The sequence below is a fragment of the Microbulbifer sp. MLAF003 genome, assembly GCF_030012965.1.
Classification (GTDB): Bacteria; Pseudomonadota; Gammaproteobacteria; order Pseudomonadales; family Cellvibrionaceae; genus Microbulbifer; species Microbulbifer variabilis.
Map to the genome: position 1 here is coordinate 808822 of NZ_CP120232.1, position 24357 is coordinate 833178.

Annotated in this window: 23 protein-coding genes and 1 pseudogene; 5 read left to right on the plus strand and 19 right to left on the minus strand. The window is 48.8% G+C overall.

Annotated features, from left to right (window positions below; genetic code table 11):
- Window positions 1-323: 323 nt before the first annotated feature.
- The 8 genes from P3339_RS03880 to P3339_RS03915 form a co-directional block, all read right to left on the minus strand.
- Complete coding sequence (locus tag P3339_RS03880) at window positions 324-1553, minus strand: hypothetical protein (RefSeq protein ID WP_282952487.1); 1230 nt, start codon at window positions 1551-1553, stop codon at window positions 324-326.
- 524 nt (window positions 1554-2077) lie between these two features.
- The gene (locus tag P3339_RS03885; RefSeq protein WP_026305242.1) at window positions 2078-2959 is read right to left on the minus strand and encodes a hypothetical protein; all 882 of its coding nucleotides are present in this window, start codon (window positions 2957-2959) and stop codon (window positions 2078-2080) included.
- A gap of 67 nt (window positions 2960-3026) precedes the next feature.
- Window positions 3027-3908, minus strand: a complete 882-nt coding sequence (locus P3339_RS03890) for a hypothetical protein (RefSeq protein ID WP_026305243.1) — start codon at window positions 3906-3908, stop codon at window positions 3027-3029.
- 678 nt (window positions 3909-4586) lie between these two features.
- Window positions 4587-5129, minus strand: coding sequence for a hypothetical protein (locus P3339_RS03895; protein WP_020414644.1), 543 nt, complete (start codon window positions 5127-5129; stop codon window positions 4587-4589).
- A 44-nt stretch (window positions 5130-5173) separates the two neighbouring features.
- Complete coding sequence (locus P3339_RS03900) at window positions 5174-6046, minus strand: CsgG/HfaB family protein (RefSeq protein ID WP_020414645.1); 873 nt, start codon at window positions 6044-6046, stop codon at window positions 5174-5176.
- Between the two features lie 31 nt (window positions 6047-6077).
- A complete protein-coding gene (locus tag P3339_RS03905) occupies window positions 6078-6497 on the minus strand; it encodes a curli assembly protein CsgF (protein WP_020414646.1) in 420 nt (139 codons plus the stop codon).
- Window positions 6497-6925 (minus strand): CsgE family curli-type amyloid fiber assembly protein, encoded by a 429-nt coding sequence (locus tag P3339_RS03910; protein WP_020414647.1) that lies wholly within the window; start codon window positions 6923-6925, stop codon window positions 6497-6499. The genes P3339_RS03905 and P3339_RS03910 overlap by 1 nt, the downstream gene beginning before the upstream one ends.
- A complete protein-coding gene (locus P3339_RS03915; protein ID WP_020414648.1) occupies window positions 6922-7515 on the minus strand; it encodes a helix-turn-helix transcriptional regulator in 594 nt (197 codons plus the stop codon). Before P3339_RS03915 ends, P3339_RS03910 begins: the two co-directional genes overlap by 4 nt.
- A gap of 777 nt (window positions 7516-8292) precedes the next feature.
- On the opposite strand from P3339_RS03915, the gene P3339_RS03920 reads away from it, so the two are divergent.
- The 3 genes from P3339_RS03920 (at window position 8293) to P3339_RS03930 (ending at window position 11750) form a co-directional block, all read left to right on the plus strand.
- Complete coding sequence (locus P3339_RS03920) at window positions 8293-9762, plus strand: hypothetical protein (RefSeq protein WP_282952488.1); 1470 nt, start codon at window positions 8293-8295, stop codon at window positions 9760-9762.
- Window positions 9763-9876: 114 nt separating this feature from the next.
- Window positions 9877-10788, plus strand: coding sequence for a glycerophosphodiester phosphodiesterase family protein (locus P3339_RS03925; protein ID WP_282952489.1), 912 nt, complete (start codon window positions 9877-9879; stop codon window positions 10786-10788).
- 50 nt (window positions 10789-10838) lie between these two features.
- Complete coding sequence (locus P3339_RS03930; protein ID WP_020414651.1) at window positions 10839-11750, plus strand: MBL fold metallo-hydrolase; 912 nt, start codon at window positions 10839-10841, stop codon at window positions 11748-11750.
- Between the two features lie 118 nt (window positions 11751-11868).
- On the opposite strand, the gene P3339_RS03935 is transcribed toward P3339_RS03930, so the two are convergent.
- The gene (locus tag P3339_RS03935; protein ID WP_020414652.1) at window positions 11869-14979 is read right to left on the minus strand and encodes an efflux RND transporter permease subunit; all 3111 of its coding nucleotides are present in this window, start codon (window positions 14977-14979) and stop codon (window positions 11869-11871) included.
- Between the two features lie 115 nt (window positions 14980-15094).
- Window positions 15095-16213 carry an efflux RND transporter periplasmic adaptor subunit gene (locus P3339_RS03940; protein ID WP_282952490.1) on the minus strand — a complete coding sequence of 373 codons (1119 nt, stop codon included), beginning with the start codon at window positions 16211-16213 and terminating at the stop codon, window positions 15095-15097.
- Between the two features lie 134 nt (window positions 16214-16347).
- Here P3339_RS03940 and P3339_RS03945 point away from each other — a divergent pair, with 134 nt between their 5' ends.
- Window positions 16348-16980, plus strand: coding sequence for a TetR/AcrR family transcriptional regulator (locus tag P3339_RS03945; RefSeq protein WP_020414654.1), 633 nt, complete (start codon window positions 16348-16350; stop codon window positions 16978-16980).
- A gap of 3 nt (window positions 16981-16983) precedes the next feature.
- Here the strand turns inward: P3339_RS03945 and P3339_RS03950 are convergent, their stop codons facing one another.
- From P3339_RS03950 to P3339_RS03975, 6 genes and pseudogenes are all read right to left on the minus strand, one after another.
- Window positions 16984-17412 carry a GFA family protein gene (locus P3339_RS03950; RefSeq protein ID WP_282952491.1) on the minus strand — a complete coding sequence of 143 codons (429 nt, stop codon included), beginning with the start codon at window positions 17410-17412 and terminating at the stop codon, window positions 16984-16986.
- Window positions 17413-17429: 17 nt separating this feature from the next.
- Window positions 17430-18190: pseudogene (locus tag P3339_RS03955) on the minus strand (ABC transporter permease).
- The gene (locus tag P3339_RS03960; RefSeq protein WP_282952492.1) at window positions 18187-19152 is read right to left on the minus strand and encodes an ABC transporter ATP-binding protein; all 966 of its coding nucleotides are present in this window, start codon (window positions 19150-19152) and stop codon (window positions 18187-18189) included. Before P3339_RS03960 ends, P3339_RS03955 begins: the two are co-directional and overlap by 4 nt.
- A 63-nt stretch (window positions 19153-19215) precedes the next feature.
- Complete coding sequence (locus P3339_RS03965) at window positions 19216-19761, minus strand: MFS transporter (RefSeq protein ID WP_282952493.1); 546 nt, start codon at window positions 19759-19761, stop codon at window positions 19216-19218.
- Complete coding sequence (locus P3339_RS03970; protein ID WP_282952494.1) at window positions 19652-20437, minus strand: MFS transporter; 786 nt, start codon at window positions 20435-20437, stop codon at window positions 19652-19654. The genes P3339_RS03965 and P3339_RS03970 overlap by 110 nt, the downstream gene beginning before the upstream one ends.
- Entirely contained in the window at window positions 20434-20622 is a 189-nt protein-coding gene (locus P3339_RS03975; protein ID WP_282952495.1) for a hypothetical protein, read from the minus strand. The genes P3339_RS03970 and P3339_RS03975 overlap by 4 nt, the downstream gene beginning before the upstream one ends.
- Before the next feature lie 87 nt (window positions 20623-20709).
- Between P3339_RS03975 and soxR the strand changes: the two genes are divergently transcribed.
- The gene (gene soxR, locus P3339_RS03980; protein WP_020414660.1) at window positions 20710-21195 is read left to right on the plus strand and encodes a redox-sensitive transcriptional activator SoxR; all 486 of its coding nucleotides are present in this window, start codon (window positions 20710-20712) and stop codon (window positions 21193-21195) included.
- A gap of 60 nt (window positions 21196-21255) precedes the next feature.
- Here the strand turns inward: soxR and P3339_RS03985 are convergent, their stop codons facing one another.
- The 3 genes from P3339_RS03985 to P3339_RS03995 all read right to left on the minus strand — a co-directional run bounded on the left by P3339_RS03985 (window position 21256) and on the right by P3339_RS03995 (window position 24331).
- On the minus strand, window positions 21256-21981 hold the full coding sequence (locus P3339_RS03985; RefSeq protein WP_020414661.1) for a dienelactone hydrolase family protein: 726 nt from the start codon (window positions 21979-21981) through the stop codon (window positions 21256-21258).
- Window positions 21982-22745: 764 nt separating this feature from the next.
- Complete coding sequence (locus tag P3339_RS03990) at window positions 22746-23387, minus strand: LysE family translocator (protein WP_282952496.1); 642 nt, start codon at window positions 23385-23387, stop codon at window positions 22746-22748.
- 536 nt (window positions 23388-23923) lie between these two features.
- Window positions 23924-24331, minus strand: coding sequence for a VOC family protein (locus P3339_RS03995; RefSeq protein WP_020414664.1), 408 nt, complete (start codon window positions 24329-24331; stop codon window positions 23924-23926).
- Window positions 24332-24357: the final 26 nt, after the last annotated feature.

Consider the following 24357-nt stretch of genomic DNA (forward strand, 5'->3'; position numbering starts at 1 on the left):
TGCGAATTATCGTATTGTCGTTTAGTTTGCTTGGGTGATGTATTGGATTTTAATAGTGCCAGCTGATGCTTTTTTCTTATACTTAAACCAGTTGATGGTAGTTGTTGGTATGGTATTTACCTTTGGTTGTGCATCTACATATCCAGAGATGCTGGATTTCAATATTACTTGGAAGATGCAGCTATGAAACCGTAATACATAAAAGAATCTAATTTTGTGGCGTGGAGGGGTAGTAAAGATTCAAGTGTCTAGTGTTTCCAGAGATCGGAATTGAAGTGCTGGGAAAGCTAACCTGTTGTCAGGTCGGCCTTCCCAAGTTTGAACTACTGAACAACAACGGCCATATTGCCATCCCCAATTTGGTTTTCTATGGAAACATTACCATCACTTAGCTGGGTAACAGAGATCATATTTGCATTGCCGACCTGAGTTGCAATAGAGCTATTGAAGCTACCAATCTGCGATACATTTGTGACATTTCCTGTTCCTACACCTTGCAAAATGAAGGAGTCGTTTGAGCTGCCAGGCTGAATGACTGTTGCAAAGTTAAAGCTACTAAATTGCTCGGTTAGTGCCCAGTTATCGTCACCAGTTTGACTGTGTATAGCAACTTGGTTATCACCAACTTGCCAAAGCTCACTGTAGTTGTCACCTCCCTGTTGAGTGATATTAAACTGGTTGAAGGTGCCAACCTGGGTTGATAGTGATGTAGCGTTTGTTGCTAATACCTGGTTGTGTACTACACCATTGGATGTGCCAGATTGGATTGCAGTAATAGAGCTTAAGCTACTGTTACTCTGTAATAGAGTGCCACTGTTGGTGCCATTTTGTGTGAGAGTGGCAGTATTCGCAAAGCCACCAGTTTGTGTGATATTGGCAACGTTAATTGTGCCAATCTGGGTAGCAGTGACCACGTTACCGGTGCCCGATGTTTGAGCAACTGTGGCAATATTGGTTACTCCAAATTGGGCGACAGTAGCCGCATCTCCGGTACCCATTACCTGGAAAACATTGGCTTGGTTTGTGGTGCCATCTTGCACAACAGTAGCCACGTCAGCCAGGTTCATGATTTGGAATACAAAAGCATTATTATTAAAGCCACTCTGTGTTGCTACGCCAACAGTTAGTGCGTTAGAAACTTGATCAATCTGGGCTGTCTGCATATCTCCAGACTGGATAATAACCGCGGCACCGCCAGTATTGAAATCCTGATCGGTTACCGCATTGTGATTATTCAGAATCTGGGTAATGGTGGCCGTGGTGCCCAGTGTATTACCTTCCTGGTAAGATTCGGCGTTATTATTATCCCCGGTTTGGGTTTGTGTAATCACCCCTAAGCCATTGCCGTTTGTTTGCTCTGCATAAACTGTATTGTTATTTCCCACTTGGGTCTGGAAAATAAAGTTATTGTTAACGGTTGGATCACTTTGATCGGCAGTAGCTGAGTTTCCTGCCCCATTCTGGAAAAGTACGGCAGTGTTGTTTGCAGCGACGGCTCCGGTACTGGCGATTGCAAGAAAAATACTTGCCGCTAAGGGTGTGTACTTGTTCATCGGTACTCCTAGAGAGATATCTTGATCAGCTTGAGAAGCTTTTTAATGCGGGAAAATTGATAAAACAGCATCATCCGGTACTGCAAAGTACTTTCACACTGTAAAAAAATTCTGGGTATTTCCAGGTGGCAGTTTTGCAATCAATATTTGAAGACAGAACTTCAATTTTTGACATTCAGGAAATCAACCTTGCGATACCTCATGAACAGCATCTTGATGCTGAGTAGAGTTTTGATGAGGAGCGGTTCTACGGCTATAGGACAGAAGTCTTGAAAACCTGGGAATAAAGTGGGCTTTTTTATAAGTTAACGATACTTATGCCATACAGTAAATAAATCTGTGACACCATGGGATTAGATATTAAGGTTTTTCAGCCTCCTCTACTATTTCCAGGAGCTTTTAGCTTCGCAAATTTCGTTGAGAAAAAAGTAATCGTACCTCGAGGTTATAAAAGCAAAGAGAAATCAGGGTTTAAAAAAAGGCGGTCATTTAATGACCGCCACAAGCTCTCTCTCTCTAAGGAACTACTGTGTAATTACACCGACATTACCAATGCCAACCTGGGTGGCGAATGCAGTTTCGTTAAATCCGATCTGAGTGGTGAAGTGGCTATTGAGCAGTCCCACTTGAGTTGTTACTGCATCATGGCCCAAACCTATCTGAGTTTTGGTGGCAATATTCAAGAGGCCCACTTGGTTTGACTGTGCGTCATTGAATGCGCCCAATTGAGTATGTAGAGCAAAATTCAGGGCACCAGCTTGCAGGATGCCAGAATCATTGAAGAAACCGGTTTGGATAGCTGTAGCGCTGTTTAATGCGCCGAGCTGGTTTGAGGTAGTGGTGTTAAAGGCACCAACCTGGGAATGGAATGCGCTGTTCAGGACACCGGTTTGAGTAACTGCAGCAGTATTGAAGGCACCCAGTGGTTGTACTACCAGAGCCAGGTTGAGCAGACCGTTTTGAGTTACGGTGGCAACATCAAAGAAGCTGATAGTTTGCAAAGTGCTGGCAAAGTTTACAAATCCATTTTGGTTGATATTTGCCACACTGCCGATGGAAGGGGCCGTCTGTGTGGTTGTACCAACGTTTGCAGCACCTACTTGGGTAATATTTGCAGTAGTTAGTGTGGAACCAATTTGGAAGGAGGTGGCCGCATTAAAGGCACCAGCCTGGGTATGATTGATGGTGCTCAAACTATTTCCCGCAGATTGTAATGCAGTGGATAGATTAAGCAGGCCAACCTGGGTCTGGGTAATGGTATTGTTATCTACCCCTGGGCCAACCTGAGTTGCAGTGGCCAGGTTTCCAACTCCAAACTGGCTTTGAACAGCTGTGTTGTTCGCTGCGAAAGCACCGGCAGTTGCGGTGAGGGCAATTGCTGCGGCGATTGGGGCTAACTTCTTCATGGTAAAACCTCTAACTTCCTAGTACGAGTGATTTGACATCCATTTTCAAAAGGTTTGGTCGGTATTCCTACTGCACTATTATGCCGACGTTACCAGTACCGACCTGAGTGGCAACAGCGGTTTCGTTAAGTCCAAATTGAGTGATGGTATGCAAGTTGGCGGTGCCAACCTGATTGACAATTGCATCGTGCCCAAACCCGGCTTGGGTGATGGTGGAAATGTTGATAGTGCCTAGCTGATTGGTGAATGCATCGTTAAAAAAGCCAGTTTGGGCATGAAGGGATACGTTGCCGAAACCAGTCTGTAGTGTGAAAGAATCACTGCCCAAGCCAGCCTGGAAAACGGTAGCAACATTGAGGGTGCCCACTTGTGTGGATGTTGATGTGTGGAGTGCACCTGTTTGAATGTGTGTGGCGATGTTAACATCACCCACTTGATTGGCAATGGCAGTATTTAAGCTGCTGAGTGTCTGGGTAACAGTCGCAACATTAAAGTCGCCAGCTTGATTAATTGAAGCAAGATCCAGTGAACTGGCAGTTTGAGTAACCACGCCAGTGTTAAAATCACCGACCTGGTTAATAAGTGCTGTAGATGCAAATGACGAGGCGGCTTGTGTGGTTATACCACTGTTACCGCTACCAACCTGGGTAATAGAAGCGGTGTTCAGGAGTCCGCCAGATTGAGTGGATGTAGCAGTGTTCAGGGCGCCAGTTTGGAGATGGTTGATAGTATTGAGGTCACTGCCAAGAGTTTGTAGAGCAGTTGATGTATTGACAGTGCCAGCTTGAGTCTGAATTACCAGGTTATTGTCAACACCTGGGCCGACTTGAGTGGAAGTCGCGATATTGCCAACGCCTCCCTGATTCTGGATTGTGGTGTTACTTGCTGCAAGTGCGCCACTGCTTATGGCAATGGCGACCACTGCTGCGATAGGGGTTAACGTCTTCATGAGATACTCCTTTTCTTCCGACGCTATATAAACCAGCGAAATTTACGCTGAATTACTTCCGTACCTTTTCAGGTAAGGGTAATTACGGCAATACGGTTTTATCCCGCAGGGGAATTTAAAACACTATTGATCCGTGACTGAATACTGCTACCAGCGACTGATCGTTCCCTGTCGCTAGATAAATTTCATTAAGATGGCGGTACTGCTCTAATGCCAGGTTGAAAATTCAAGTGTCTCCCAGGTACAACATTCGGGACCTTGGTAAAGAAGGGCCGGTTTGGCCCAGAGAAGATGATCTCTATATAACAACCTAATGCCTGCATGACGTAATGTCCGAGAGGTGTAAACAACAAGTGATCGGATATGTTTAGAGTTTTGCCCTAATCCTGCGAGACGGCTATAGGAGGTAACTCTCTAAAAACTAGGAAAATAGTTCGAATCGTTAGATGGTAAATTTATGGAACTTTCTATTTCGGCAAAATATGCGACTGGCCAGATATACAGGGTTTGTTGAGTTGAATGTACTATCTCGATAGCAGAGTTGAAATCAGTGCAGGATTAATCATTATTAACTTAGGTGAAATGCGCCGAAAGCAATTTTTAATGAGAGACAGACCTTGGTGGTGATAGAAAACCAATAAAAAATAGTGCCAGTAGAGAATTGATCAAATACCAGTTTTAATCGTATTGGCTGATATAGGTGGTCGTCGCAGTGCCTGTTACTGTGACAGACGTGTGTAATCCATGGCCACTTTGGTAGATATTGACCTTATGCAAGATGCCAATTTCTTGTACATGGGCACTGTTTTGCGTACCGAATTGGGAAATCCCGGCAGAATTTCCCATGCCGTACTGCTCGATATCAATTAGGTTCTCGTAGCCTACCTGGATCAGGCCACTTAAGTTTTGATCTCCTATCTGTCTTGATAGAATAACATTGTCTTCGCCAGCCTGGGTGACAGAGAGATTATTTCGATTGCCATCCTGATGAGCAGATGTGTAGTTGGTTCGCCCTGACTGTCGTACGTTGATATGGTTTACACCGCCTTCCTGGTTAATGACGGTGAGATTGGAAACAGAAATAAGGTTGGCGGCGCTCAGTTCACTGGAGATCGCCAGCTCATTGCTGGAATCCAGGTCTGTGGCGCTGCAAACCCCTGAAAAGAGAAAGAGGGCAGCGGTAAGGCTCAGGGGGAGGTGGTGCTTGTTAATACTTGGCATGGTTGCTTCAGCCTTTTAAGCTCGTCCTGTCTCAAGTGGATTCATCACATAATCACCGTGCTGTCATTCAGGTAATATTGCAGTACGGGGTTGTTGATATCATCGGGGTTCGCCAGTGCCCATGAATTGTGAATAATTCCCTCACTGATCAGATGAATTACCGCAGATTCCATTGCTGAAAGCATAGCAAGTTGCGCGGGTTCGTTGTATGTCACTCCGGCTTCCATTTCCAGTAGGCGCCGGAATCTTACAAAGCGAAATACATCGGCACTGATTGCTTTTGAGTAAACGGTTTTCGAGGTCAATACCGAATGCAATATTCGGCCTGAGCGGATATCGATAGCACGCAGATTCACGGAGACCTGATCAATACGGTATTGCTCATCAGCTCCGATACCAAAGTAGCGGGCCCCTGCGCCACCAGTTTGAATATTCTGGTCGTAGGCGACAATTCCCCCTTCCAATAAGACATTGGCGGCAATTAAGGTAGGTAGAGGGACACTGTTGTTTGCAGGGGCATCCGGCTTGCTGAGACCAGCGCGAATAATTTTTCTTTCAGTGAGTAGGTTTTGCAATCCCTCGCGTTCAAGCGCAATAAACCATCCTGATTCATTCAGCACATCCATCAACATGGCGGCACCGCCCTGGGTGACAGCGGTAGAGAAGCTGCTGTTTGGGGCAGGCTTGTATTGTCCCGTTTGGTCCCGAAAACTGTATACCGCTGCCAGAATTTTACCCTTTGGTTCTGGCAGGTTAAGTAAATCCCTGTAGGTGTTCATACGCGGTGTGAGCATGGCCTCAGTACGACCTGGGCCAAAAATGGCATCACCAAGACTTTTAAATGCGGAGCAGCCGCTTAGTGTTAATATGAACGCCAGGGCGGGCAAAACTATGGCTTTTTTTATTGCATTACGCATTGCCAGTTTTCCTTCGGAGTTGGGTACTATGCTAATTAGTCGGGTTGAGCCCGCTTACAACGATTTCGCTTTTATCTCCAGTACTCCGGTCAGTGATCAACACGGTCAGTACACCGTCGTTGTCAACGATCTGCACGATAAAGTCATCAGTTATTAGTTCACCGCTATTGCCATCGCCCACATCAGTAAGCAACTGGTTTAAAAGCCGTGTTTCGAGGGAGTCAGTAAAACGATCCAGAGCGCTGGGCTGCTCATACAGACTGTCTGGCTTGTCGGGGTCATCATGGCTGTCCTGTGCTTGCGCATTTTGTAGCAGGTAGGTGCCATTTAATGGGTTGCCACCAAAGTTGGGGTTTACTGGTTCGTAAATTAATTCTGTGGCATAGCCACTGCTGGACAGGAACATAATCACAGGCAGGGCAGCAGGAACTATCAAATATCTGATTTGCATTAGAATTCATCCTTTCCCAAATCAAAATTATCTGTGAACGCACTGCTTACGCGATCTTGTAGTACCGCTTGGTGAATATACTGTGCTGCCTCATCGGCCAGCCGGTGTATATTGTTGGTGCTTGGGGTGATAAAGCGCCGAAAAACTATTTTGTCGTTATAGGTTACCCAAATCAGGTTGCCCCACCGTGCGGAGGGGCGCTCGTAAACTGTTAAGTTGTAAGTTGAATCTGGATAGTTCAGATTTCTGTATTCACTCAGATAACGCGCAAAATCATGCCCGGTTCGCGTTATTGTTCGATCAATATTAAACCCGCTGATTTCATCCTCTAGTTTGCCTGAGTCGGTGTCTGCAGGAGGGACGGTTGTGTCATCCTGAGCATAGGCAATTGACATACAGAGAAAAAATATCAGCAGGCTTAGCCTCATATTTTCTCTTCCTGGAGATTGAGTTTTGCCCAATTACTGGCTTGCAGGCGATTCTTTACGCCGATTTTTCGGAATATGTTATACATGTGGTTTTTTACAGTGTGTTCACTTAAGTGAAGTTTGGTGGCAATCACACTGTTGGGTTCACCCGTAGTCAGTTGTCCTAGAATTTCCTGTTCTCTGCGTGTTAGAGGGAGAGGATTTGGGGTACTGCCATGCTGCCTGCTTTCACAGCTGTGAATAGCAGTACTTAATCTCTGAATTAAATTTTCCTGGCTGGTATTACTGTCACAGAGGAGGTAGAAACCACTTTGGCGCAGTTTTTCCAAGATATGTAAAGGTAAGTCCACTGGAAAGTTAATAAGGATAGCTTTTGGATGACTGATTTTTTTCAGATCGGAAAGAAATTCTTTGGATGTGGCGGCAATACCTATTTGCCAACAGTCAACAATTATTGCCTCATAGTGCTGCAGGCAATGGCGCTGTTTTCCTATGCTCGCCTTTTCCCATGGGAGCGGAATAGACTGAGAAAAAAGTGAAAATAAAAGATCGCCCTGAAGGCCGGAATTGCTGAAAAAAAGAACCGGCATATACCTCGTACCTCTCCTTGATACAGATAGATCTTTCCCAAATTTGAGTTTGAGATCCTCTATCAACTCCTGTTACATAAGTTTCCTGATTGGCTTTTGATGCCTCTTTTGAAGGCATCCCTGCTTACGCATATTCCCTTTTTGTACTTAGGGAAAATGACTCACCCAGTGAGAATTTAGTTTGGAGTGTAGACGTGGGGTGGGACGGCTTGGAAAAATAGATGCCTTATTTTCAGTTATAAAAAAACCACATTAAGAAAATGTCGCAGTTATTTTTTATTGGTGGAACTATCTGTGAAAATTGTTCTCATGTATCCCTGAGTGTCATTTTCCCAAAAACACTTCTCCCTGGTCGTGATTTTTTGCTGTGTCATTTGCGTCTTTAGCTTCTCAGTCCTACCTCTTTTTATTCTGAATGCTTCGCTTTATTGGTGCTTAATATTTGGAGGATTTCCTGAGTCATTTTTTATCTGGGAATACTGCCTGGTTAGTGAATATTTGAGGAGGACTCTTTCCCGAGAATTTGTCGGCATTGTAATTTGAGAAGGTGTGGCGTGCGAATAAACACTATTGGGTAATTCAATACATTAATGCTGCAAATGCTATTTCGATGCCGGTTTATCTTGTTGAAATAGATACCCTGGTACCATTTTGTCTGGGTTTATCTCTGATAGGGTGATGTCGTCTTATAGCAATATAAACTGTGACATTTTGGGCGATTGTGTGACTGCTAGCTGATAGGATGGGCAATTGAATTGTCGCTAGGGAGCTAACATCGTGAGTCCATTAATCAATAGTTTGCCGCTGTGGCTTTGGCTCCTATTCGGCCTTTTCGCAATGTTCCTTGCCAGGAGGCCGGTACATAGGGCTATATATGCTCTGGCGCGCTTTAGTTATCGTTCCCTGCGCCTTGCGGCTGGTGCATTGGGCACCGCAGAGCAGACTCTCCTTGAGCGCAATCGAGAAGTTTTGCTGGCAGCTGGCAGGGCGACGGCAGAGCGTCATATCGAAAGGGAATTTGAGCGTATAGAAGGGGCAATGAAGAGAGAGTTGGCGCAATATCCAACACTTCACCGTCGTTTGTGCGAGCAGCTGACATCTATCGATGAAGACTATGTACGCAGTGCTGAAGTGCCTCCTGAACCCTCCAACTGGGCTCGCGCTATTCGCTCCGTATCAGAAATTCCCGCCCAGGATGATTCTGTTGTGGCAGACGTGCTGGAAACGATTAATCACTCCATGCGAAAGGCGGAATCCAAGGCTCTGGAGTCTTATCGGGAATCTACTCGTGAGCGACATCAGTTACTGAAACGAATGATGCCCAGTTGGCGTGCAATGCTAATTACACTGGGGAGAATCAATAAAAATGTAGAGTCGGTCATTCGGCGTGCTAAAGCCCTGGACTTACATATGGAGCGCTATGAGGAAATATTGCAGGAAAGTGATCGTAGTGTGCGCTTTCTGTCAGCCTCTTCCATGGGCCGATTTTTAATTGCTTCCATGGCTTTAATGGTGGCGGTGGCTGGTATTTCTGTTAATTTTCAGTTAATCGCGCGCCCGGTAGCAGAAATATTGGGTGGTAATAGTTTTCTCGGTAGTTTTGTTGTTACAGATATTGTCGCCTACGTACTTATCTTTTTACAGGTGAGCCTTGGAATCATGGTGATGGAATGCTTGCAAGTCACACGGATGTTTCCGGCGATCAATACCTTGTCAGATAATATCCGGCGTCGTTTGAACTGGGCTGCTTTGGCACTGTTGCTACTTTTTTCTATGGTAGAGGCCTGCTTGGCATTTACGCGTGAATTACTTTTACAGTATGACCAGCTGCTGGCTGCCAGTGCAGGTGAGGCTTTGCCGATGATGGCGGGAATGGGGACTTATTGGCCTGTTTCTCTGACGCAGATGGGGCTTGGTTTTATCCTTCCTTTAATTCTGGCTTTTACTGCAATTCCATTGGAGCAATTTATCTCCTCTGCGCGTACTGTAATAGGCACCTGCCTGGTGCTCAGTTTACGTCTGCTTTGTGGTGGGCTGCGCCTTTTGGCCACTTCAGTAATGCATACTGGCATACTGTTAAATCGTTTTTATGATTTGGTGATCTTTTTTCCTTTGTGGTTACAGGATGTATTGCTTCACTACTGGAAAGAGAGAGCTAATAAGGGCAGTGGCGGGAGAGAGAATACTACGGAAAATAATGAGAGAGCTGGAGAAGAGCTAATGGCCGAGCCAGCTGTCAATGGTTGAAATTCTACGTGGTATAAGGACTTTTATAGGATTTTGTGTATTGACTGTGTCTGCAAGCGGTGTTTGGTATGCCAGAGCAACTGTTTCTTTGTCGCGTATAAATGGTATTGATTCATGTCTATGTTGTTGATCTTTGCTGGTCTGTTGATCGTGCTGTTGATTTACGCCAGATCAAGACCTGCGAAAAAATCGGCATTGCGGCTTACACATACACGTAACCCTATGGTGATTTCCCATGGTAATGATTGCAGCAACGGTCTGTATCCCGGTAATACCTCGTTGTATTTACAAAAAATGGTGGAGCTGGGTGTCGATGGTATCGAAGTGGACCTCTGGCTTACCGCCGATGGCCATCTGGTTTTATTACATGATCCTGAGTTGAAAGACTCTTCAGATGGCAGTGGTTCTGTTGAGGATATGACCCTTGCCCAGTTGCGCGAGTTAAATATTGCTTATCATTGGAGCCCCGATGGAGAGAACTATCCCTATCGTGAGAATCCTCTGACAATTATTACTATTGAAGAGGCATTGGAGGAAGTGGGTGATACTCCTCTGATTCTGGAGTTAAAAAGCGCTAAATACGCTGCCGCAGAGGTTTTGAGCGAGGTATTACAGACGAAGGAAAAGCATGGGCAGGTGATTGTTTCTTCCTTTCATCATGGAGTTGTTCGTGCGTTCAGGCGTCTCAGTCCGGATGTTGCTACAGGCGCAGTGACCTGGGAAGCGGCACTATTGTATTTTGCTCAATTGATTCGAGCGGAAGGCCTGCTGGCCCCTCACTATCAGACAATGCAGTTGCCAATGTTCCACTTTGGATTGGATGTGGTAACTGCGGGTACTATGCGTGCGGCACACAAACTCAACCTGCATGTTTCTGTGTGGACAGCAAACGGGCGGGCCGATCTACAACGCTACATCGACCTGGGCGTGGATGGTATTGTTACCGACCGCCCTGATATATTAATGGCCATGGTGTCCGGTCAGGAAGCAAAGGGCGAGCCTAAGCAGCTAGAGCAGGCGTCCTGAATTGAGTAATATCACTGTAGCAATATGACAATAAAAACAGAGAAATATTCATGAAGCAGATTGCAGCTATTGCGGTGCTGTTAGCGTCTCTAATCAGCACCCCGCTATTGGCCGAAGACCGCTTTGCCAAGATCGAAATTAGCAGTGAGCCGGTGGCAGGTAATGTATATATGCTCCAGGGGGCTGGTGGCAATATCGCAGTACTGGTCGGAGAGGACGGCACCTTTATGGTGGATGACCAATATGCACCACTCACTGCAAAAATACAGAAAGCGGTGGCGGGTTTGGCAGATCAGCCGCTGCGCTTTGTGATCAATACCCATTGGCACGGCGATCATACCGGCGGCAATGAAAACCTGGGTAAAAGTGGTGCCCTGATCGTTGCCCATGAGAATGTGCGCAAACGTGTGAGTACCGAACAGTTTATAGAGGCTTTTAAGCGTAAGGTTGAGCCCTCACCGCCAGCAGCACTACCGGTAATCACCTTTACCGATGCCACCACTTTTCACTGGAATGGTGATGAGGTTAAGGTACAGCATGTCGGCCCAGCCCATACCGATGGTGATTCTATTGTGCATTTCGCCAAAGCCGATGTGATTCATATGGGCGATATCTATTTCAATGGCACTTATCCATTTATCGATCTTTCTTCTGGTGGTTCGGTGAATGGCATGATTGAAGCTATGGACACCGCATTGGCGCTTTCTGGTAAAAACACAAAAATCATTCCCGGACATGGTCCTCTGAGTAATCCTGCGGAGTTAAAAGTGCAACGGGATATGCTGGAGACCCTGAGGGATCGCATTCAGAAATTGGTCGATAGTGGTCAAAGTCGCGATCAAGTCATTGCTGCCAAGCCCACCAAGGATTTCGATGATCAGTATGGACAGGGTTTTATGACCCCGGATATTTGGACCGGTATTGTGTATGACTCTCTGGCTGCAAAATCCAAGAAGTCTTAATCGTATGTTGATGGTGGCGATTAAAAGCTGCTGAATGAAAAAAGGCCTGGATGTAAATATCCGGGCCTTTTTTCTTTTGGTTTTTACTTGAGTCTTTTTATTAGGGTGTCAGCGATTATCAGGATACCTGCGGCTCAGCACCATTTAACTCCGTTGGAATTTCTACCTCAGTCTCTGTTTTCTCCTCTCGCACCCGGAACCAGGCGGCATACAGTGCTGGCAGGAAGATCAGGGTCAAGGCGGTAGCTACGATCAATCCCCCCATAATGGCAACAGCCATGGGGCCGAAGAAGTCACTGCGCGACAGTGGGATCATCGCTAATACCGCAGTCAGGGCGGTTAAAACGATTGGGCGGAAACGCCGCACAGTGGACTCAATAATTGCCTCCCAGGCACTCAAGCCCTGGCTGATATCCTGCTGTATCTGATCCACCAGAATGACGGAGTTGCGCATAATCATACCGGCCAGGGCAATGGTGCCTAGCATGGCGACAAAACCGAAGGGTTTGCCGAACAGCAGCAGGAACAAGGTAACCCCGATCAGTCCCAAAGGCGCGGTGAGGAAGACCATCGTAGACAGGGACATGCTGCGCAGCTGCAGCATCAGCAGGGTAAATACCACCAACACAAACAGCGGCATACCGGCATTCACTGATTTTTGTCCGCGCTCGGATTCCTCCACACTGCCACCAATTTCCAGCAGGTAGCCCGGTGGCAATTGCTCACGAATATTCTGCAGGCGCGGCCATACTTCATTTACAACATTAGCGGGCAGTTCTTCACCATAAATGTCTGCGCGCACTGTGACCGTGGGCAGGCGATCGCGGTGCCAGATAATCCCTTCCTCGAAGCCGTACTCCAGGGTGGCAATCTGGTTGAGGGGGACACTGCGGCCGCTGTCGGTTTGCACCGCCAGATTGCCCAGTTGGCTGAGAGCGTAGCGTTCTTGCTCATCGCCGCGCACTCGTACGTCAATCAGTTCGTTGTCTTCGCGGTATTGGCTAACGGTAATACCGGTGAGTGAGCTTTGCAGGGCACGGGAAAGCGAGGCGCTGTTCACACCCATGGTGCGTGCGCGGTCCTGATCGATATTCAGATTGACGGTTTTACTGGGCTCCTCCCAGTCCAGATGTACGTTGGTAACCTTGGAATTTTCCCGCACACGCTCGGCAACCTGGCGGGCCAGGCTGCGCACTTCACCAATATGTTCACCGGAAATACGAAACTGCACCGGATAGCCAACCGGTGGTCCATTTTCCAGGCGGGATACCCGGCTGCGCAGGGTGGGGAATTCCTCCGCCATGGTTTCGATCAGCCAGCTGCGAACCTGCTCGCGCTCCTCAACACTGCGGGTCATCACTACAAACTGGGCAAAGCTGGCTGCAGGAAGTTGCTGGTTCAGTGGCAGGTAGAAACGCGGCGAACCGGTGCCCACATACACCACATAGTTTTCCACCAGGTCATTTTTATCCAGCAGGGTTTCCAGCCGCTTGGCCTGGAACTCGGTGGATTTCAGTGAGGCACCTTCGGCCAGCTTGAGATCTACTAACAGTTCCAAGCGCCCGGAAGAGGGGAAGAACTGTTGTGGCACCAGGCGGAACAAGGCCAGGGAACCGATAAAGATCGCCAGGGTTGCCACTATGACAGTTTTGCGGTGGCGCAGGCACCAAGTGATCAGGCGGCGGAAGCGCTGATAGAAGGGCTTCTGGTAGGGGTCCTGAACCTCACCGCTGTGATCATGGCGAGCTAAATTGGGCAGCAGGTAATGTCCCAGGTAAGGCACGAATACTACTGCGGCAATCCAGGAAACAACCAGGGAAAGCGTGACTACCTGGAAGATCGAGCGGGTGTATTCCCCAGTGCCGGATTCGGCCGTGGCGATGGGTAGGAAACCGGCGGCGGTGATTAAGGTACCGGTGAGCATGGGGAAGGCGGTACTGGTCCAGGCGAAGCCGGCCGCTTTTAGTCGGCTGAGCCCCTGTTCCATTTTGATGGCCATCATTTCCACGGCGATAATGGCATCGTCCACCATCAGGCCAAGGGCGAGTACCAGGGCGCCCAGGGAAATCTTGTGCAGGCCAATATTGAAGTAATTCATTAATGCGAAAGTCATGGCCAGCACCAATGGTATCGATAGCGCTACTATCAAGCCGGGGCGGGTACCGAGGGAGAAGAAGCTCACTAATAGGACGATGCCCAGCGCCTCTGCCAATACCTGCAGGAACTCACCCACACCGCGTTTTACAGCCGCAGGCTGGTCGGACACCTTACGCAATTGCATGCCGATCGGCAGGTCTTCCTGCAGCTCTGCAAAAGTAGTGTCCAACTGTTTGCCCAGCTTGAGGATATCACCGCCTTCTTTCATGGATACGGCCAAGCCGATGGCGTCTTCGCCCATAAAGCGCATGCGCGGTTGTGCAGGATCGCTGAAACCGCGGTGTACTTCGGCAATATCACCCAGCCTCTGGGTGCGCCCACCGGCGGTGATGGGGAAGCGGCGAATTTCATCGACCGAGTGAAACTGGCCGCTCACGCGAATACGCACACGGTCGCTCACTGTATCTACAAAGCCGGCATCAGCGACCTGGTTTTGCGATTGCAGTGCGCTTTGCACTGCGGTGAGGGGAATACCCAGGGAGGCGAGCTTGGTGTTGGAAATTTCCACCCAGATTTTTTCGTCCTGCAGACCCAGTAATTCCACCTTGCCCACATTCTTGACCCGCTGCAGTGCCAACTGCAGGCGCTCGGCATAGTCTTTCATCAGGGCGTAATCGAAGCCGCTGCCGGTCAGTGCGTAGATATTGCCGAAAGTGGTGCCGAATTCGTCGTTAAAAAATGGGCCCTGGATATCCGGTGGCAGGGTGTGGCGGATATCACTGACCTTTTTGCGTACCTGGTACCAGAGATCGGGAATATCCCGCGAATGCATATCGTCGCGGGCGACAAACAGCACCTGGGATTGGCCGGGGCGGGAGAAAGAGGAGATGCGTTGGTAGTCGCCAGTCTCCAGTAGTTTTTTCTCTACCCGCTCGGTAATTTGGCGGGATACCTCTTCGGCACTGGCGCCGGGCCAAAGGGTATTGATCACCATTACCTTGAAGGTGAAGGGCGGGTCTTCACTTTGCCCAAGTTGCGTGTAAGAGGCCGCGCCAAGCAGCCCCAGTACGATCATGGCGTAGAGTACCAGCGGGCGATTTTTCAGTGCCCATTCGGAAAGGTTAAAACCCATGGCAATTTCTCTGTGTTGAAGTACGGCCCTATCGAGCAAGCCGTATTTCGGCAAATTCGTAGCAGCGCCTTTTACTGCGCGCCCGGTCAGATTCTTTTCTGAGTGCGGCCGCCACTCAGTCCTGGCGCGCGAGGGCCCGGTCTGGTTCGATTGGGCGGTTCATGCGATCCACTGGGCGAACCTGTTGTCCTTCCAGTAGAAGGTGAGTGCCGGCGGCAACGACCCAATCATCGACGCGCAGGCCGGAGAAAACTGGTACAAACTCCTGGCCATAGGGCCCCACAGTGATTTCGGTTTTATGCAGGATTTGCTGCTCGCGGTTCAGTACCCATACGAAGGCTTTGCCTTCATCGGCGCTCACTGCTGACATGGGGACCTGTAAAACATCGGTAGCTGCTGCTTTGGGAACGAAGACCCTGGCGCTCTGGCCTATTTCAATGCCGGTGGTTTTATCGGTAAAAGCCACGCGTGCTTCAAAGGTGCGGGATACTGGATCTGCGGCGGGGGATAGCTCACGCACCAGGGCGGGAAAGGATTTACCTGGTTGCGACCAAAGTTCCACGGTCAGTGGCTGGCCGACGCGGAAATGACCAATTGCCTGCTCCGGCAAATCGATGCGCACCTCGCGTTCACCGTCGGCGGCCAGCTCGAAAACCCCCTGGCCAGCGGCGACAACCTGGCCTGCTTCAGCCATACGGCGGGCGATCACTCCGCTCTCAGGCGCCTTCAGTTCTGCGTAAGTGGCCTGGTTGCGCGCTACATCCAGTTGCGCCCTGGCCTGTTGCAGACGCGCATCGCTGGCTTCGAAGCGGGTTTCCACCGCATCGAACTGTGAGTGGCTGACCAGCTGGCGTTCCAATAGTTTACGGTGGCGCTCTAACTCGCTGCTCGCCAAGCGCTGGTCGGCTTCGGCAGAGGTGAGGTGTGCGCGCGCAGAATCCAGCTGCAGGAGCAGGTCCTCGGTATCCAGTTCGGCCAATGCCTGCCCCTGCTCAACGCGGTCGCCCACATTAACCAGGCGCCGCTGCAATTTGCCACTGATGCGGAAGGCTAAGGCGGGTTCGAAGCGGGCGCGTACCTCGCCGGGATATACATCCATCTGTGCGCTGGCCACCTGGGGTTGGACCATTACTGCTGGGCGGGGTTTTTCTTGCTGTTCGGTGGGCTCCGATGGCGCGCAGGCGGACAACAGCAGGCTGAATGACAGCGCGGTGAAGAGTAGCGGTCGGTACATAGGGGCTCCCTTCCTCGGCGGCGAGGCGACAAGGTAAGTCCAGAAGTGGACGAGTCATGGCCGGGCGGCCGGTAATGTTATACTGGCGAGTATAGTAAATTTATTAAACTGGTGAGTCCAGTATATGGAGTGCTATGTCTGAACAGTCTCAGGCGGCTGCCCAGCGCGGGCGTCCCAAGGATCTGGCCAAACGCCAGGCAATTCTCGATGCAGCCAAGGAGCTGTTTCTGACCAAAGGTTTTGCCGCAACCAGTGTGGATGCGGTGGCCTCTGCTGCGGGTGTATCGAAACTGACGGTGTACAGCCACTTCTCTGATAAAGAGACGCTGTTCAGTGCTGCGATCACTTCCCGCTGCGAGATGATGATGCCCCTGCCTATTTTCGACCTGGAGGAGGGGGATTCGGTGGCAGAAGTACTGGAGCGCATTGGCCAAGCCTTCCTGAGCATGGTGGACAGCGAAGATAGCATTCGCTTGTTACGGCTTTTGTGCGCACTGGCCGCGCAGGAATCAAAACTGGCACAGCTGTTTTTCGATGCGGGTCCTCAGCGAATTCTGAAGGATATTGAGCAGTTGCTGCGCCGTGCTACCGAGATGGGTAAGTTGAGGGTGGAGGACCCGGCCGAGGCCGCTGAGGACTTTATGGGTATATTGCTGGGTTGCCGGCATATGCGTGTATTGATCGGCTGCTGTGAGGTGCAGGCAGAGGAGGAGCGACGCGAGCGGGTGCGCAAGGCGGTGGCACTGTTTATGCGCGGTTACCGTTGATTTCTAATATTGGTCGGTGCGGCCCGCCATCATCGGGCAGCGGCTGATATCTCTATTTATTTCCAGCCAGTCCGGTTTATTTTGGTAGTAGACGTAGCGTTCTGGCTGAATAAATGCCGGGTCGTCGAAGGCGCCTCCGGCAATACCGCGATACCTAGGCAGAAATTCCAGGGTCCAGGTAACGGCACTGCCACAGCTGATGCAGAACTGGCACTCTATCCAGCGATTCGCATCGGATATTAACTGGTGACTTTTCAACTTGCCTCGGATGAACTCTACGTTGGCCTTGTCAAAATACACCGACACGCCGATTAGACTGCCGGTACGTTTTCGGCACCAGCTACAGGAACAGAGGCTCACTCGGTGAGGAGCGCCAGCGGCGCGAAAATGCACGGCGTCACAGGCACAGCCACCCTCGTGAATTTCCCCCATCCCTAAAATCTCACTGATCAGGTTTTAATCCGGTAGCCGGTGCGGAAAATCCACCAGATAGTTGTCAGGCAAAGGAGAAGAAAAAGAAGGATCATTCCCACGCTGAGGCCCAGGTTTACATCGGCAACCCCATAAAACGCCCAGCGGAAACTGCTGATCAGGTAGACCACCGGGTTAAACAGGGTAATTTTCTGCCAGATTTCCGGCAGCATACTAATGGAGTAAAAAGCTCCACCCAGAAAAGTCAGGGGGTAATAATCATTAGCGGAATAATTTGCAGTTTCTGGAAATCATCCGCCCAGATACCGATGATAAAACCAAACAGGCTGAAAGTGACCGCAGTCAGCACCAGGAATACGATCATCCAGAAGGGATGGACAATTTCGTAGTCCACAAAAAAGCGTGCAGTGAGCAGGATCAAGAGCCCGAGAATAATTGATTTGGATGCTGCAGCCCCCACATAGCCGGCTACAACCTCGAAAGCCGATACTGGTGCGGATAGCACTTCGTAAATGGTGCCTGAGAACTTCGGAAAGAAAATACCAAAAGAGGCATTGGAAATACTCTCGCTTAACAGTGCCAGCATAATCAGGCCAGGGATAATAAAGGCTCCATAGCTAACACCGTCAATGTCCCCCATACGCGAGCCGATGGCCGCGCCAAACACAATAAAATAGAGGGAGGTGGAGAGTACCGGCGAGGCGATACTCTGCATCAGAGTACGCCATGTGCGCGCCATTTCAAACTTGTAAATCGCCGCGATTCCGTACCAGTTCATTCCTGGGTCTCCTTGCTTAGCTGTTCCTCTCGTTCCCTGCGCGCACCGTGCACCAGGTTGACAAAGATTTCCTCCAGGGAACTCTCTCTGGTATGTAGATCGCGAAAATCGATACTGGCTGCATTGAGGCGGCGCAAAAACTCCGCAATGCCAGTGTCTTCGCTTTTGACATCGAAACGGTATACCAGTTGGCTGCCATCTCCGCTTAGGCTTAGAGGCAAGTCGGCAAGGGCATCGGGAATTCTCTGTAATGGCTCGGGCAGGTTGAGGCTGAGTTCCTTCTCACCCATTTTCTGCATCAGGGTTTTTTTCTCCTCGACTAATACCAGTTCACCATGATTGATGACGCCGACGCGATCGGCCATCTCCTCGGCCTCCTCGATATAGTGTGTAGTCAGGATAATGGTGACGCCTGAATCCTTTAGTCCGCGTACCATCTCCCACATATCCTGGCGCAACTCTACGTCTACACCTGCGGTGGGTTCATCCAGGAATAAGACATTCGGCTCATGGGAAAGCGCTTTAGCAATCATCAGGCGGCGCTTCATGCCACCAGACAGGGTAATAATTTTATTGTCCTTTTTTTCCCATAAAGACAATTGCCGCAGAATCTTTTCCAGATAGGCGGGATTCGGGGATTTTCCGAACAGGCCACGACTGAATTTCACAGCAGCCCATACGGTTTCAAAGGCATCGGTGGAAATTTCCTGCGGCACCAAACCGATCTCATTGCGGGCCTTGCGGTAGTCTGACTGAATGTCAAACCCGTTGACGCGAATACTGCCTTGACTGGCGTTGACGATGCCACACACAATGCTGATCAGGGTGGTTTTGCCAGCTCCATTGGGGCCAAGCAAGGCAAAGATTTCCCCACGCTGAATTTCCAGGTCGACATTGTTTAGGGCGGTAAATCCTCCAGCATAGGTTTTGCCGAGGCCCTGGATCGAAATAATAGGTTTCACTTTCTCTCCTTGCCAAAGTTACGGTTACTTCTTTGGCGTTGCGTTGTCGGGCGGGTCTACATCCTACCGCAATTTAATTTCAGTGGATGTTTTTGTTTTAAGCCAGTGGGTTATCAGGGCTATAACTGCCAGTAACAATAGCCCTAGAGCCACTGTAGAGAAGGCACTTGCAAGACCAAAGTGATTAACCCATGGCTGACTGAGAAAAGGAGATAAAAATTGCCCAATAAATACACTGGCGGTCAGCGCTCCCGAAATGCGCCCGCGCATATTTTCTGTAGCTGACTCCAACCCTGTAGAAAAAATATGTGGTATGAGTGTTCCCATACCACTACCGTAGATTGCCATGGCGATAATGATTCCAGAGAAAGATTCTGCTATGGAAATCAACCCCATGCCGGTGGCCATAACGGTAAAACTGAAGGCGAAAATTCCAAATTTGCCAAAAATTTTGTGTGCACGTGGGAACAGAGTCAGCGAAGCGAGAGCGCCCATTAGATTACCCGCAGCAATGGCTACTCCGGCTTGACTGGGAGAGCTGGCACCGATCTCTTGCAGCAGGAAAGGCAGCTGTGTTGGGATCAGGAAAAAAGCCAGGCTGTTCAGCATGGCAGCACCGAGCAAGGCGGAGAATCCCAGCCAGTAGATTTTTTTCTGCAATGCTTTTTGATTTTTTGAGTGTATAGCTGCGTTTGGGTTCAGGAAGATAGATCAGCACCGCGGGAATCAACAGCAGCGCAACCCCGTAAATGGCAAAAGGGCCACGCCAATGCAGATCTGCCAGTAATCCCCCGGCCAGTAGACAGACAACTCCCCCGAGGCTGATAAAAGCGCCTTGCTGCCCCATGTAAACCTGCCTCTCTCTGGGGGTGAAATAATCTCCTACCAAGGCAGTGACAGAGGTCATTGTGCCGGCTACGGCCACCCCCAGAAGAATGCGGCTGGCGAGAATTCCTTCCAGACTGTTTTGCAATAAAGCGGAAGTCCCGGCAAAGCCATACAGACCTACCGCCAATAGCAGTAGTCTGCGCCTTCCGTAGCGGTCTGAGATAATCCCGGCCAGAGGTGCAAATATAGCGATCATCAGGGCGGGCAAACTCAAAACCAGCCGGCTCAGCAGTGCACTATCTGGGTGTTGGGAAAAATAGTTTTCCAGGGCCGGCAGGGATGGCGCCACAGTAGCGCCGGACATAATTGTGAGTGCTGCGAGGCACAATAACGTCAGCCGCTGGGGTGTGGGAACCGTAAAATTACCAGGTACTGCAATCGCAGCAACAGTTTTCATGACTGGCCCCCGACCTTGCAGGCATTCAATCCGATCCCGGTATTGGCAGCCGATGGACTTTCTTGCTGCTTGGTTTCTCTGACCAGGCTGATGCTCAGGCTCTGTGCTGCCACCATCAGTTGAAAGAAGCCCGGTGCTGACTGTGTCTGGAGAGTCGGATTCGGTTGTTTACGATTCCAGTTCATCACTTTCCTTCCTTTACTTGCATTGGATCGCGGCGCAGTGTAAAACCTCAAGTAATATTGAGGTCAATGGTTTTGGGAGGCCTTTAGGTGACTAAGGCGAAAAATGACAAAGCTGCTATCCAACCGGGGCAAAGTATCCGGCGTGAGTTGACTGTTGGAGAGGTGGCAGAGCGCTGTGATGTAGCGGTAAGCGCTCTGCACTTTTATGAGAGTAAGGGGCTGATTAGCAGTTGGCGCACCAGTGGTAACCAACGGCGCTACTCCCGCGATGTATTGCGGCGTGTGGCCATTATCAAGGTGGCACAGAGTACCGGTATCCCACTGGCCGAAATCCGTCAGGCGTTGGCAACCCTTCCGAATGGACGCACGCCGACAGCTAAAGATTGGGCCAAGCTCTCGGCAGGCTGGCGTGAGGACCTCGACCAGCGTATTCGCCAGCTGACCCAGCTGCGCGATCGGTTGGAAGGTTGTATAGGCTGTGGGTGTCTTTCTATGGATAACTGCCCGTTACGCAACCCAGGGGACCAGGCGGCAGAGCAGGGTAGAGGTGCTCTCTATCTGAGTGAAGATTAGAGTTCTGAAATTTATAAGGCGATTTGTGCCCGGTAGTAAATTTACCGGGCACAAACATTGTCAGTTGAAGATTTTTTGGTAGAAATCCAGGGCGCCCTGCCAGGAATCCATTGCCGCTTCCTGGTTATATGCGAGTGGTAGGCCGAACTTCTCGCCTCGCTCAGTTGCGGCGGGATTGGTAAATCCGTGCAGTACACCTGGATAACTCACCAGTGTGAGCTTGGCTCCCGCTTCTTGCATCTCTTCAACAAAAGCACCGACCTGTTGGGGCGGAATCATGGCATCGGCACCGCCGGTATAGACCTGTATTTCGGCCTGGATCTTGCCTTTTTTCGCGACAACATCGCTGGTCAGAGCACCGTGAAAGCTGACGGCACCACGCAACTCGAGGCCGAGGCGTGCCATGGCTAATACCACGCCGCCACCAAAACAATATCCCTGTGCAGCAATGCGATTGGGATCAACACCGGCGTGTTGTTGTAATAGCGAAAGTGCTGTACGAAAACGCGCTTCCAGAACCACGGGGCTTTTGAGGGCCTCATCATGGAATTTCTGCGCCTCGGCAGGGTCATCGGTTTGTTTGCCGGTACCGAACATGTCCACTGCAAAAGCGTAGTATCCAAGTTCGGCCAGCCGGTCTGCCTGTTCCCTCACAAAGGCATTATGTCCCCACCACTCATGTACCAGAATGACTCCGGGGCGCTTTTCGTTAATACCGCTGTCCCACGCGAGGTAACCGGTAAAGGAATCACCATTTACCGTATAATCTATGACTTCATTTTCCATAATCTCAGGGCCTGAATTGTGAGAAAATTGTAAGCTTACTTGATAAAAATGTCTGAATCTCAAAGTTTCTATAGGAGATAATTGATTAAATAATTTTGCCAATCAACGCCTTCAATTTAGTAATGTTGACTTCAAGATTATTAAAATATACTGAAAAACCCATATCCTCGGTATCATAGTTTTTCTCTACAGATGAGGATTGAATGTTATTTTATTGCAAAAATTGTTGAGTGGTACCAGGATAAAAAGGATCTGCAAGAAGGTAAATTGCATATTCCAGCACCCAGAGTAGCCGCACTTTTTAGGCCAAGTGGTTGATTCACTGGCACAAAATCAATCAGACATACACAAGTGTAGAGCTGATAGAGGCCAAAATTATCTACTTGGCGTCCAATTGCACAGTCCTATCGTTTGTTGAACTTAAACATTATATTTAGTTACGTCATCTGCAAAGCAATAAAGTCATTTCATTTAATACTGAATTTGGATGCTATTCTTAAATAGTGAGTTCAGAGACGGGCTTCTAGCAGAAATTAAGCAAGAAAAATTGCTAGAAGTGCTAACTAAATTATATAAGGGTGTCAATGGCGATATATAATGAAAGCATTTCTTGATTTGCATAGTTTTGGTCGGCCAAAAATTTTTTAAATAACCCTGCACTAAATTAGTGGGGTTAAAGGCAAAAATAGAAGAGCTCTATAAATTGGTGAGCCCGGATTGTCCAGTTAGGAGCTGTGTATACAAGAGATAGAGCGCACAAAGGATCAGAAGCCCCCCATAATACCGTTAAATACTTTTACCCGGTGTTCGGTACCTAGTAGTAATCGAGCTCTATCTCCTGCCAGAGCCCAGATTGCCAAAGATGTATAGCATACGAGGAAGTAGATTAGTACAAAGGTCATTAAACTGGAGTGGCTTTCTGCACTCGAGAATAGTGCAACTCCAGATATGCAGGCTACCCACGCTTTAGGGTTAAGCCATTGCAACAAAAATCCTTCATGGAATCTCGGTTTAGTCTGCTCTGCAATATCAATAGTTGCATCAGAAGCCGTTGCTATCTTATAACCGATATATATCACATAAGCCGAACCCAGTATGGCCAGATATTGTAAAAACTTGGGATAAACAGCCAGTAATTGATAAAAACCGAAGCCAATGGCTGCCAATAAGAGGGTAAATCCTATTGTTGCTCCTGAAACAAATGGCATTGTCCGGCCAAAACCATAATTGACGCCGGAAGAAATAATTACCATGTTGACTGGCCCCGGCGTGATCGACATGGCCAGAGAAAATCCGAACATAGCTAAAAGTAAAGACATATAGCTTTCCTGTTGATAATTATTGATATCCGTCAGTAAAAGCCTTTTTGGGGCTGCATGCAAGTTGATTGAAAACAGCTTTTTCATAAATGGTCAAAGTGAGTTAAATCATTTTTTCTATAGGAAAGAATTCCATATTGAAATGGTGGGCTTTAATTTGGCCTTTCGGGATGCGTAATAAAGATATAATCCTCTAATCGTCCCAAGTATATTAAGCCATAGATGTGAACACTCTTATTAATGCTCAGGGTGCCATCAATTATTGAATAGGAGGCTCAATATTTCCCTTCGCCAGCGTGCACTATTGTATGTGGTTTTTTTGTGATAATCATATTTTGTGTTGCGATACTAACTCAGGATTTTGGTATATCAATAGCTGGCTAGAATAATTGCCGATCCCTAAATGACTTTTTTCAAAAAAATGTAGTTATACTGCTTTTAATGAGCTTGATAGGTGGTTTGTGATTAAAATGTCGGGATACTCCAGGGGCTTTTCTTTAATGCTGCTATTCCATCCGTGAAAGCTGCTAAAAAATCTTCATTGGCTGAGTAATCAGCCATCTCAGGTTTTTTACATTTCTGTTCTTCGGGACTGGAAAATTATCAAGCTGTTTCGGGGTTCCCTAAGTGGTTGGCGGGCCCTTAAGCTCTATAACATTGTGCTCGGGATCTGAAATATAGATTGATGGCCCCATGCCTTCGGCTCCGTAGCGCTGCTCTACTGGGGAGGCTTCGACATTATTTTCACTCATGTATTTGTGAATTTCCCTTGGGTTAAAAGGATCAACACGCAAGCAGAAGTGATGCATATTACGTCCCTCTTTTCCTGGGGCTGAGCCTCCCGCTAAACCAATGGAGTGGTCTACCGGAACCAGGTCAATCAGGCAGTTGCCGGCTCGCATCTGGTAAAGCCCGAGGTCTTCATTTTCCCGCTCCATCTTGCAGCCGAGGATTCCTTCATAAAAATCGCGCATAGCGCTTAGTGATTTTACGCGTAAAACCACGTGATCAATATGGTCGATTTTGAACATGGAAACCCCGTGTGCTTGATTGAAAA

Bases quoted from the DNA above. Each gene is read 5' to 3' on its own strand.
- P3339_RS03880 (WP_282952487.1), bottom strand. From the start codon at position 1,553: ATGAACAAGTACACACCCTTAGCGGCAAGTATTTTTCTTGCAATCGCC.
- P3339_RS03885 (WP_026305242.1), bottom strand. From the start codon at position 2,959: ATGAAGAAGTTAGCCCCAATCGCCGCAGCAATTGCCCTCACCGCAACT.
- P3339_RS03890 (WP_026305243.1), bottom strand. From the start codon at position 3,908: ATGAAGACGTTAACCCCTATCGCAGCAGTGGTCGCCATTGCCATAAGC.
- P3339_RS03895 (WP_020414644.1), bottom strand. From the start codon at position 5,129: ATGCCAAGTATTAACAAGCACCACCTCCCCCTGAGCCTTACCGCTGCC.
- P3339_RS03900 (WP_020414645.1), bottom strand. From the start codon at position 6,046: ATGCGTAATGCAATAAAAAAAGCCATAGTTTTGCCCGCCCTGGCGTTC.
- P3339_RS03905 (WP_020414646.1), bottom strand. From the start codon at position 6,497: ATGCAAATCAGATATTTGATAGTTCCTGCTGCCCTGCCTGTGATTATG.
- P3339_RS03910 (WP_020414647.1), bottom strand. From the start codon at position 6,925: ATGAGGCTAAGCCTGCTGATATTTTTTCTCTGTATGTCAATTGCCTAT.
- P3339_RS03915 (WP_020414648.1), bottom strand. From the start codon at position 7,515: ATGCCGGTTCTTTTTTTCAGCAATTCCGGCCTTCAGGGCGATCTTTTA.
- P3339_RS03925 (WP_282952489.1), top strand. From the start codon at position 9,877: ATGTCTATGTTGTTGATCTTTGCTGGTCTGTTGATCGTGCTGTTGATT.
- P3339_RS03930 (WP_020414651.1), top strand. From the start codon at position 10,839: ATGAAGCAGATTGCAGCTATTGCGGTGCTGTTAGCGTCTCTAATCAGC.
- P3339_RS03935 (WP_020414652.1), bottom strand. From the start codon at position 14,979: ATGGGTTTTAACCTTTCCGAATGGGCACTGAAAAATCGCCCGCTGGTA.
- P3339_RS03940 (WP_282952490.1), bottom strand. From the start codon at position 16,213: ATGTACCGACCGCTACTCTTCACCGCGCTGTCATTCAGCCTGCTGTTG.
- P3339_RS03945 (WP_020414654.1), top strand. From the start codon at position 16,348: ATGTCTGAACAGTCTCAGGCGGCTGCCCAGCGCGGGCGTCCCAAGGAT.
- P3339_RS03950 (WP_282952491.1), bottom strand. From the start codon at position 17,412: ATGGGGGAAATTCACGAGGGTGGCTGTGCCTGTGACGCCGTGCATTTT.
- P3339_RS03965 (WP_282952493.1), bottom strand. From the start codon at position 19,761: ATGCTGAACAGCCTGGCTTTTTTCCTGATCCCAACACAGCTGCCTTTC.
- P3339_RS03970 (WP_282952494.1), bottom strand. From the start codon at position 20,437: ATGAAAACTGTTGCTGCGATTGCAGTACCTGGTAATTTTACGGTTCCC.
- P3339_RS03975 (WP_282952495.1), bottom strand. From the start codon at position 20,622: ATGAACTGGAATCGTAAACAACCGAATCCGACTCTCCAGACACAGTCA.
- P3339_RS03985 (WP_020414661.1), bottom strand. From the start codon at position 21,981: ATGGAAAATGAAGTCATAGATTATACGGTAAATGGTGATTCCTTTACC.
- P3339_RS03990 (WP_282952496.1), bottom strand. From the start codon at position 23,387: ATGAAAAAGCTGTTTTCAATCAACTTGCATGCAGCCCCAAAAAGGCTT.
- P3339_RS03995 (WP_020414664.1), bottom strand. From the start codon at position 24,331: ATGTTCAAAATCGACCATATTGATCACGTGGTTTTACGCGTAAAATCA.